The organism is Aeromonas sp. 604176, assembly GCF_049170755.1.
Taxonomy (GTDB): domain Bacteria; phylum Pseudomonadota; class Gammaproteobacteria; order Enterobacterales; family Aeromonadaceae; genus Aeromonas; species Aeromonas veronii_A.
Map to the genome: position 1 here is coordinate 1 of NZ_JAAKNE010000142.1, position 9597 is coordinate 9597.

At 58.6% G+C, this 9597-nt stretch carries 10 protein-coding genes and 1 tRNA gene; 5 read left to right on the top strand and 6 right to left on the bottom strand.

The genetic code is table 11. The features are described 5' to 3' along the window. Positions 1 to 147 precede the first annotated feature (147 nt). Together G5358_RS18710 and G5358_RS18715 are read left to right on the top strand one after the other, a co-directional pair. A tRNA-Leu gene (locus G5358_RS18710) sits at positions 148 to 233 on the top strand. A gap of 109 nt (positions 234 to 342) precedes the next feature. Beyond that, a complete protein-coding gene (locus tag G5358_RS18715; protein ID WP_005343036.1) occupies positions 343 to 615 on the top strand; it encodes a late competence development ComFB family protein in 273 nt (90 codons plus the stop codon). Here G5358_RS18715 and G5358_RS18720 read toward each other — a convergent pair. Next, positions 610 to 819 (bottom strand): hypothetical protein, encoded by a 210-nt coding sequence (locus G5358_RS18720; RefSeq protein WP_005357820.1) that lies wholly within the window; start codon positions 817 to 819, stop codon positions 610 to 612. The two genes, G5358_RS18715 and G5358_RS18720, sit on opposite strands and share 6 nt — an antisense overlap. 301 nt (positions 820 to 1120) lie before the next feature. On the opposite strand from G5358_RS18720, the gene nhaC reads away from it, so the two are divergent. Beyond that, a complete protein-coding gene (gene nhaC / locus G5358_RS18725; protein WP_421324683.1) occupies positions 1121 to 2530 on the top strand; it encodes a Na+/H+ antiporter NhaC in 1410 nt (469 codons plus the stop codon). Positions 2531 to 2669: 139 nt separating this feature from the next. Here nhaC and erpA read toward each other — a convergent pair whose 3' ends face one another. From erpA to clcA, 3 genes are all read right to left on the bottom strand, one after another. Next, complete coding sequence (erpA, locus tag G5358_RS18730) at positions 2670 to 3020, bottom strand: iron-sulfur cluster insertion protein ErpA (protein WP_005340225.1); 351 nt, start codon at positions 3018 to 3020, stop codon at positions 2670 to 2672. Positions 3021 to 3107: 87 nt separating this feature from the next. After that, the gene (locus G5358_RS18735; RefSeq protein WP_005343032.1) at positions 3108 to 3803 is read right to left on the bottom strand and encodes a DUF6776 family protein; all 696 of its coding nucleotides are present in this window, start codon (positions 3801 to 3803) and stop codon (positions 3108 to 3110) included. 91 nt (positions 3804 to 3894) lie between these two features. After that, positions 3895 to 5283, bottom strand: a complete 1389-nt coding sequence (clcA, locus tag G5358_RS18740; protein ID WP_040067313.1) for a H(+)/Cl(-) exchange transporter ClcA — start codon at positions 5281 to 5283, stop codon at positions 3895 to 3897. A 244-nt stretch (positions 5284 to 5527) separates the two neighbouring features. Here clcA and hemL point away from each other — a divergent pair, with 244 nt between their 5' ends. Both hemL and G5358_RS18750 read left to right on the top strand, forming a co-directional pair. Beyond that, positions 5528 to 6814 carry a glutamate-1-semialdehyde 2,1-aminomutase gene (hemL, locus tag G5358_RS18745; RefSeq protein WP_076495780.1) on the top strand — a complete coding sequence of 429 codons (1287 nt, stop codon included), beginning with the start codon at positions 5528 to 5530 and terminating at the stop codon, positions 6812 to 6814. Positions 6815 to 7031: 217 nt separating this feature from the next. Continuing rightward, complete coding sequence (locus G5358_RS18750; protein ID WP_245099365.1) at positions 7032 to 7847, top strand: hypothetical protein; 816 nt, start codon at positions 7032 to 7034, stop codon at positions 7845 to 7847. On the opposite strand, the gene G5358_RS18755 is transcribed toward G5358_RS18750, so the two are convergent. Beyond that, a complete protein-coding gene (locus G5358_RS18755; protein ID WP_245099368.1) occupies positions 7762 to 8664 on the bottom strand; it encodes a sulfite exporter TauE/SafE family protein in 903 nt (300 codons plus the stop codon). The genes G5358_RS18750 and G5358_RS18755 overlap by 86 nt on opposite strands. Before the next feature lie 296 nt (positions 8665 to 8960). After that, positions 8961 to 9597, bottom strand: a 637-nt coding sequence (locus G5358_RS18760; protein ID WP_421324684.1) for a thioredoxin domain-containing protein, incomplete at its 5' end; no start/stop codon positions are given.

Below are 9597 nucleotides of genomic sequence, written 5' to 3' on the forward strand. Positions count from 1 at the left end.
CGGAATTGGTAGACGCGCTAGCTTCAGGTGTTAGTGCCCCCCGGGTGTGAGGGTTCGAGTCCCTCTCTTCGCACCATGCTTCTGACATGTAAAAACAGAGCAATGCGCTCCAACCGCATTTAAAAACCAGCTGGAGAAAATCAGTGTGCGAAGGTGGCGGAATTGGTAGACGCGCTAGCTTCAGGTGTTAGTGTCCCACGGATGTGAGGGTTCGAGTCCCTCTCTTCGCACCATTCATTACGCAAAAGGCCCATCACGAAAGTGATGGGCCTTTTGTTTTTACTCCTTGTTATGGCTATGCTTTTGACGACTCCCCGCTCATCGTCATGCCAAGGAACCCATATGATACTGGATACCGACATTCACAACTTTTACGAACATCTGGTGCTCAAGGAGATTGAGAAACAGGGGCTGCAGCAAAAGCTCAACAGCGATCAGATGGCCGACCTCTGCTGCCTTACCCTCAACCAGCTTCCGGCCCACTATATTCGCCACAATGTCGACATGATCTACTTCCTGACCGACGCCAAGCGTACCGAAATGGAGAAGCTGGTGGTCGAATCGCTCAAGGTGGCACAGCAGAAGATCAAGCAGGCTCCCGTCAAAAGTTCATAACCAGGGCTGCTGCCAGAGCAGGGTAACGATACCGGTCAACCCGGCCACTGGCAGCAAGATCAAGGCGGGGCGCAATCCGGGCTCCAGCATCACCCAGGCAGCCAGCAGAAAACCGGCACTCCAGGTGCCGTACTCTTTATCCTGACCCCATGCGAGTACGGCCACCGCCACCAGCAACATCATACCCCGCAATATCCAGCGCATTGTTTTCTCCCCAACCAACAATTGATAATAATTATCATATTCATCTACTAGGGATGCAAGTGGCGTCACAGGGAAGCTTCGTATGTGACCCTTTGTGTCAACAGGCCGCTCAAAAAAGGGTTATGAGATCAACTAATTTGTGATTTTTTCAATCAAATGTGCATTTTTGCCAATTTGATGGGGCTTTAACCCGCCGGGTTTGTGGTAGATTGCGGCCTCTTTTTGGGTTGCCTCCTCGGGATCGATGTATCCACAGGACGAGAGGGAGTGACCTTGGCGAGCAAGAGTTTAGGAAGTATCTATGCAAAACCAACAAAACCACATCCGACTACCGGGCATGGCACAGGTATTTGCCTGTCTGGCCATTTTCCTGGCCCTGGCATTCTCGTTCACCAGCGTGCTCGATCTGCCGATCCAGCTGGCGTTGTTCATCGCCTGGTTCGTCATCATGGGGCTTGGCATCAAACTCGGCCACGATTACAAATCCCTGGAACAGGCAGCCGTTGACGGCGTTGCCAAGGGGATGGGGGCAATCCTGATCCTGGTCTCCGTCGGTGCTCTGGTCGGCACCTGGATTGCTGGTGGCATAGTCCCCAGCATCATCTACTTCGGCCTCAAGGTGATCCACCCGTCCATCTTCCTGCTGGCAACCCTGATCATCTGCTCCCTGACCTCGCTGGCCACCGGCACCTCCTGGGGCTCTGCCGCCACCGCCGGTATCGCTATGATGGGGATCGGCCACAGTCTCGGCGTGCCTGCGCCGCTGGTAGCCGGTGCCGTGCTCTCCGGCGTCTATTTCGGTGACAAGCTCTCTCCGCTCTCCGACTCAGTAGTGCTGGCTTCGACCATGTCCAACGTCGACGTGGTGGAACATATCAAGGGGATGCTGCCTATCAGCCTGCTCTCCTATGTCATCACCGCCGTGCTGTTCACCGTGGTGGGCATGCAGTATTCGGGTAATGTCAGCCTGGAGCAGGTCAATCTGGTGATGGAGGCTCTCGACAACCAGTTCAATATCACCCCGCTGGCCATAGTCCCCGTGGTGCTGGTGCTGGGTCTGCTGGCCAACCGCAAGCCCGCCTTCCCGGTGATCAGCTTCGGCGCCCTGCTTGGCCTGATCTGGGCCATCGCCTTCCAGAGCATGGATCCAGTCAAGGCAATGCACTCGGCTTATAGTCCGTTTGCCATCACCTCCGGCATCGATTTTATCGACAACATTCTCGGGCGCGGCGGCATGGAGTCCATGCTGGGCTCGGTCGCGGTCATCATCTTCGGTCTCGGGTTTGGCGGCCTGCTGGAGAAGGTCGGTATTCTGGAAGTGATCGCCAGCGCCTTCGAGAAGCGCATCAATAGCGTCGGCAGCCTGACCAGCCACACCATCGGCACCGCGTTTCTGGCCAACGTGTTTGGCTCAGCCATGTATGTGTCGCTGATCCTGACCCCCAAGATCATGGCCAAAAACTACGACCGACTGGGACTGGTGCGCAAGAACCTCTCTCGCAACGCCGAGTTTGGCGGCACCCTCACCTGCGGCATGGTGCCCTGGAGCGACAACGGCATCTTCATGGCCGGGGTTCTGGGGGTGGCAACCCTCGACTACCTGCCCTACATGTGGCTGAGCTTCACCTGCATCATTGTGACCATCATCCTCGCCTACATGGGCAAGGCAGTGAACCGGATCCCGCTGGTCGCGGCGGCAAGCTCCCGCTAAGCCATTCTGCAAACAACAAAGGCGCCATCGAGGCGCCTTTGTTGTTTGAGATAAATGCTGTTTGATGGAGCTCACTGATCACCACAAACAAAAACAGCCCTCGTTGCCGAGAGCCGTTTCATCAGACCGATAACGCCGATCAGATGGAGAAGCTGGAGCCACAGCCACAGGTCGTGGTGGCATTGGGGTTGGTCACGGTGAAGCGTGAACCTTCCAGACCCTCGGTGTAATCCACACTGCCGCCTACCAGATATTGCAGGCTCATGGGATCGATCACCATGGTGACGCCATTCTTCTCGACTACGGTGTCCCCGTCGTTGATCTTCTCATCAAAGGTAAAGCCATACTGGAAACCGGAGCAGCCCCCACCCGTGATGTATACCCGCAGCTTCAGCTCGGGATTCTCTTCCTCGGTGATCAGGTTCTTCACCTTGTTGGCCGCCGCATCCGTCATCTGGATGGGCAGCGGGGCTTCTGCTACTGCACTCATTACTGACCTCACAACCATTAGATCCACAAACATGGAAACCGCGAAATTATCCAATACCCGACCATTCAGTTCAAGTATTCACCACGTTTAACCGGCAGCGGGCACCGGAGCAGGCGGTGCGGCGACCAGCGGCTTGATCACCTCGCCCCACTCAACCAGCAGCTCTTGCGCCGGTTGCCTACCATCCTTGTTGATGGTGACACGGATCCGATCCGGCACAAAGCCTTCCGGCAACTGCCAATTCCCTTCCAGCAGCTGGAAATAACGCAGGGCATAACGCCACTCGCTCACCTTCATCCCGAGATCGCGGCCGGTTAGCGTCTTCGGCTTGTCAGCCAGGCTCCCCTCGACCCGGATCTGCACCTGACCACGGAACAGCTCCCGCTTCTTGGCAGGCTGGGTCAGGGCGAGACGGTAGTGGTAACGACCGGGAATGCTGGTCTCCTGCAGGGTCAGGTTGTCGATCACCACCCCCACCTGTTCGCCGGTGGGGCGCATGATCCGCTCGAAAAAGGCCAGCTGGCGCTTGAGCTCCTGCACCTGCGCCTCCTGACTCTTCAGGGTGGTCTGCAACTGCTCGAAGGCCGCTTTCTGGGTCGCCAGCTGGGTATCTTTCACCCCCAGCTCTGTCTTGAGCTGGCCGATGGCCTTGCCCTGACGATCCAGCGTCTCCTGCTGCACCACCAACAGACTGCTCTGGGCCAGCTCTTGGCGGTTACCGACAAAGTAACCGATGAGCCCACCAACGGCTAACACGACCAATAACTTCAATAGATTGGACATAGCCCCTCATCCCGTTATCACGCCATTTACGGCAGCGCCTCTCCCTTAACTATACCGCCCTGACTGGGGCCAAAGGCGATAAAGGGAAAAATTAACTGGCCGTGGCGCTGCCATCACCCCGCTTTTGACGCGCAGCGAGCCGTAAAGTTCGCTCCAGGATCTGTGAATAGATGGGTCGGCCACCCAGCCACTGGGCAACCAGAGTCGCCCCGACCGTGGTAATCATCATCGGCAGGATCAGCTGATAGTTGTCGGTCATCTCGGTGACCAACACGATACCGGTGATGGGGGCACGCACGGTGGCAGCAAACAGCGCCCCCATTCCGGCGATGGCAAAGGCGCCGGGCTCGATGCCAAGCTCCGGAAACGCCGCATGAAACAGATGGCCAAACACCACACCAAACAGGGTGCCCAATGCCAGGGTTGGCGCAAACACCCCGCCCGGGGCACCGGAGCAGAAGCAGATGAGGGTCGCGACCAGCCGCACCGAGAAGATGAGGAACAGGGTCGCCATCGCATACTCATCCCCCATCAGATGAGGAATAAGCTCGGTGCCGCCGCCCGTCACCGAGGGGGCAAACAACGACAGCACACCAAACGTTCCGGCGACCAGCATCCCGATGGCCACGAAACGGTGGCGCTTGTTCTGATGCAACGCCAGATAGCCATCCTGACAGGCCAGCACCAGCTTGTTGAAGACAAAACCGAGCACCCCGAAGGTGGCCCCCATAAAGAGGAACAGCCAGAGTGCCTTGAGGGCGGGCGCATCGTAGTGGGGCAGAGTGATCACCGCCCCCTGGCCTTTCATGTTCTGCAACATCAGGGTCGCCATGATGGCGGAGATCCCCACCGCCTTGATGGCCAGAAAAGAGTAGCGAAACTGCGGCCGCATCTCCTCCATTACGAACAGGATGCCCGCCAGCGGCGCATTGAAGGCTGCCGCCAGACCGCCCGCCGCACCGGCTGCCAACAGGGCGTGGCCATGCTCCTTGGGCAACCGGAAGATATCCGCCACCATCTTGCCGAGGTTGCCGCCGATCTGTACCGAAGGCCCCTCCCGCCCCAGCACCATGCCGGAACTCAGGGTGCAGATGCCGCCGAAGAACTTGACCGGCAACACTCGCCACCACCGCACCGGGCGCAGATCGTCCATCGCCCCCTCGATCTCGGGAATGCCGGAACCACCCGCTTCCGGGGCAAAGGTATGAGTGAGGAAGTAACCGACAAATCCCAGCAAGGCGCTGAAGCCAAAGCCAAGCAGACCGAGCTGCCACCAGGGACGGTCGGCCAGCAAGGCGATACGTTGTTCTGCCAGCCAGTGGACTCCCGATTCGAACAGGCCGCACACCAGTCCGGCCAGGGTGCCGACCAGCGCCGCCAGCAGCAGAACCAGCAAGGGCATCTTGTCTTGCCGGATAATGCGGGAAAGCGGCCCCCGCGAAGAGGTATCGGCTTCAGAGGAGAGAGCTTGTTGCGCCATCTTGTTACACCAACTTGGAAAAACCATATCGTCAGCTAGCTGAGATCAGGATCACCCGGCGCGTTGCTCGGCTGCCCAGGGCTGGGGCTTTCTGCTATAGTCGGCCCGTTAAATTTTTGTCACGGGAGCAGACCGAGAGTCCGGGTGGCGAGAGCGCAAAGCATACTCCTGATGCTCCGGCCTGCCGAGTCTCAATCGGCTGCAATCCCTTGTGTGACGACCAAAATCCCATTAAGGATGATCCATGTCAAAATCAGATCAGCTGTTTGAACAGGCCCGCCAGACCATTCCGGGTGGCGTCAACTCACCGGTCCGCGCCTTCAATGGGGTCGGCGGTACACCCCGCTTCATCGATCACGCCGATGGCGCCTACCTCTATGACGTGGATGGCCAGGCCTATGTGGATTACATCGGTTCCTGGGGCCCCATGCTGCTGGGCCACAACCACCCGGCTATCAAGGCCGCCGTCATCAAGGCGGTGGAAAAAGGGCTGAGCTACGGCGCGCCGACCGAGATCGAAGTGCTGATGGCCGAGAAAGTACGTCAGATCGTCCCCTCCATGGAGCAGGTGCGGATGGTCAACTCCGGCACCGAAGCGACCATGAGCGCCATCCGGCTGGCCCGTGGCTACACCGGCCGCGACAAGATCGTCAAATTCGAAGGCTGCTACCACGGCCACGCCGACTCCCTGCTGGTCAAGGCCGGTTCCGGCGCCCTGACCCTGGGTCAGCCCAACAGCCCGGGCGTACCGGCTGATTTCGCCAAGCACACCCTGACCTGTGTGTTCAACGATCTGGATTCGGTGCGTGAAGCCTTCACTCAGTACGGCAGCGAGATCGCCTGTATCATCGTCGAGCCGGTCGCAGGCAACATGAACTGCATCCCGCCGGTCCCCGGCTTCCTGGAAGGGCTGCGCGCCATCTGTGACGAGTTCGGTGCCCTGCTGATCCTGGACGAGGTGATGACTGGCTTCCGCGTCTCCTTACGTGGTGCTCAGGGTCACTACAACATCGACCCGGATCTCACCACCCTTGGCAAGATCATCGGTGCCGGCATGCCTGTTGGCGCCTTCGGCGGCAAGAAGAAGGTGATGCAGCACATCGCCCCGACCGGCCCTGTCTATCAGGCGGGAACTCTCTCCGGTAACCCGGTAGCCATGGCTGCCGGTCTGACCATGCTGGATCTGCTGCTGGAGCCGGGTCTCTATGAGCAGCTGAGCGCCAAGACTGCGCGGGTTGCAGAAGGGCTGAAAGCGGCCGCAGCCAAACACGGTATCCCGCTCGCCATCAACTATGTGGGCGGCATGTTCGGCTTCTTCTTCACCGAAGAGAACGAAATCACCCGCTATGAGCAGGTCACTCGCTGCGATATGGAACGCTTCAAGCGCTTCTACCATCTCATGCTGGAAGAGGGCGTCTATCTGGCGCCGAGCGCCTACGAGGCGGGCTTCCTGTCATTGGCTCACGGCGACAAGGAGATCGAACATACCCTGGCTGCCGCAGAGCGCAGCTTCGCCAAGCTGGCTGGCTAAATCGCCGCTGGTTGTCGCAAAGGGCCCGTCATGGGCCCTTTTCTATTGCAGTGCCTTCATCACCAGACAGGGCATCGATACGCCCATTTCTGGTGCATTCCCTCTTCGTCACTCACCAATTTGTCATCCTCTGGTGCAACTTGCCCTGCCATCCCTGTCATAAAGCAGGCACACTATTTGCACATTCACCACAAGAGCCCACGTCACCGAGGTCCATATGGCAGAGATGAGCCCCATCGATGTGCTGCGGCGCTATCAGGAGTATCAGGAGGAGTTGACCCCGCTACTGCAGGGGCTGCTCAGCGCCCCCCTTGTCTCGCTCAAGGGGTATCCCTTTGTCGTCAGCATTGACCACTATCAGGGGCCGATGTGCATCCAGCCTGCGGCACCGGCCGCCCATAACCGGTTGCACCTTATCGTGCAGGGGCAAGGACGGGAGATCACCGTCTGTCTGAATCAGCTGATTGGCTGGTTGATGGGGGACAGGGAGCGCCGCCGCGCCATGCCCTGGTTCAAGGCGGTCTATGTAGTGCTCAGCATGGCGCTGTTTCTCATCGTCGCTACCCTGATCTGGCACGGGCTGGAGCAGCTCTACCAGCTATTGTGCGGCGAGCAGCAGAACCAGCTCGGCGCCTTTAGCGCCATCATCTTCCTGACGCTGGCACTGGCGGTGTTCGATCTGGGCAAGACCATTCTGGAAGAGGAGGTACTGCTGCATAAGGATATCTTCCGCCACAGCGCCATTCGCCGCACCATCACCCGCTTTATCGCTGCCATTCTGATCGCGGTCTCCATCGAGGGGCTATTGCTGCTGTTCAAAGGCTCGCTCGGCCAGAGCGAGCTGCTCTGGCCAGCGGTCGGAGTGATGGGGTGTGCGGTGGGTTTGCTGCTGGCGCTTGGCCTCTATGTTTTTCTGGGGGCCAAGGCCGAAGCGGCACTGGTACAGGCTAGCCTACGCTCTCCACCGCCAGTTGCACAGGGGAGCGACGCGCCGCCCGCCAGGAGGCGTACATGGTCCAGGAGGTATAAATGACGATAAAGGCAACCAGCCACTTCAGCATCTCCATATCCATGGATTTGACCAGCATGGCGGCCAGCACCACACCGATGGGGCCGAAGATGGCCACCGCCAGCACGGCTTTGGCATCAAACGCCCCTTTGCGGATAAAGGTGCCTGCGGAGAAAACGCTAAGCACGGCGGTGGAGCCCATCATGATGGGAAACGCCGCCAGCGGATTCATCCCCAGCAGATAAACCAGTGTCATGCAGGGGGCAAACAGGCCGATACCGACATTCATCAACACTCCGAAGATGAAGTTGCCGAGCAAGGCGATCGCCAACTGGTAGCCGCTGAGCCCCATCGCATCTCCACCAACGGGGAAAAGACCCAGCAGACCGGCAAAGATAAGCCCTGCGACGATCAGTAAGGAGATAGCCATCACCAACCGGATGGTCTGCCGATCAAATGAGGCCACATGGCGAGCCCCCCAAGCTGCGCCTGCGGCGGCGGCCATCATCATGCTGATCAGCGTCAGCGGTTCCACTGCTACTGCGCCGACGAAGATCAGCGACTGAGTCACGGTCGGCAGCACACACTGCCCATTGAGGGTACCCGGCAGCACCCGGTCATCGATCAGCTTGAACTGCTTGTAGCAGGCGGTCTTTACCGCAAAGCTGCCCACCCCTAGGGTATCGAGGAAGTTGGCAACCCCACCGATCAACGCCACCGGCCAGAAGGGGGTCGCCTCAAAGGATCCACTCTGCTTCTTCCGCCAGCAGGCTTGCACCAGCATAAAGATGAATACGAGGCCTCCGGCTATAAAAACCAGCCGTAAAATATCAACTAACATAGGGGTTTCTCCTGCAACGGGCGGCGATTCTAAGGCAAGCAGCAGAAAAAATCTTGACCGGAATTAAGCAATGCTCACGACACACCTCTGCGAGGCGAAATATTTATCAATAGACTCCGAACGACTCTGCTAATACTTGTTACTGAGGCCAACAGGCCGGGTCCTGAGCACGTTGTTATGGTCCTTTCGCGACGACCACTTGTGCCAAAGGACATAATAAAAAAGAGGGCCGGTAGTGATACCGACCCTCTTTCTGTATCTGGCCGGGGCGCAGGGGCCTCGACCAGGACAACAGCTTATTGAATGCTCTTGCCGGCACGCACGTCCTTGATAAACCCCTTCAGGCTGGCCAGATCACGGGGAGCACCGCGCAGGATCTGATCACCGATGATGAAGGCCGGGGTACCGGAGATACCGAGCGCTTCCGCCAGCGCACGGTTGGTACCGAGGTTCTGGTCAATGCTGCCATCCTTGATCTTGGCTTCCACCTTGCTCCAGTCCACACCGGCCGCCACTGCCAACTGCTTGACCTGTGCTTCATCAGCGAGCGGGCCCTGATGGCTATAGAGCTTCTCGTGGAACGCCTGGTATTTGTCAGGCTGACCCAGCTGGACCGCCAACGCAGCACGGGCTGCGAAGTAGGAGGACTCGCTCAGAATGGGGAACTGCTTGTAGATGTACCGGATGTCTTTGTCTTCCGCCATCAGCTGCTTGACCAGCGGATGGGCCCGCTTGCAGTAACCGCAGTTGTAATCGAAAAACTCTACAATGGTCAGCGACGCCTTCGGATTCCCCATCTCGGGATCCTGATTGGCATAAAGCTGCTTGGAGTGAGCCTTGATCAGCGCCTTGTCACTCTCGGCCTGCTGGCTCTCCTGCTTGGCACGCAGGGCATTGGACATCTCGACCAGGATCTCGGGATTCTTGACCAGA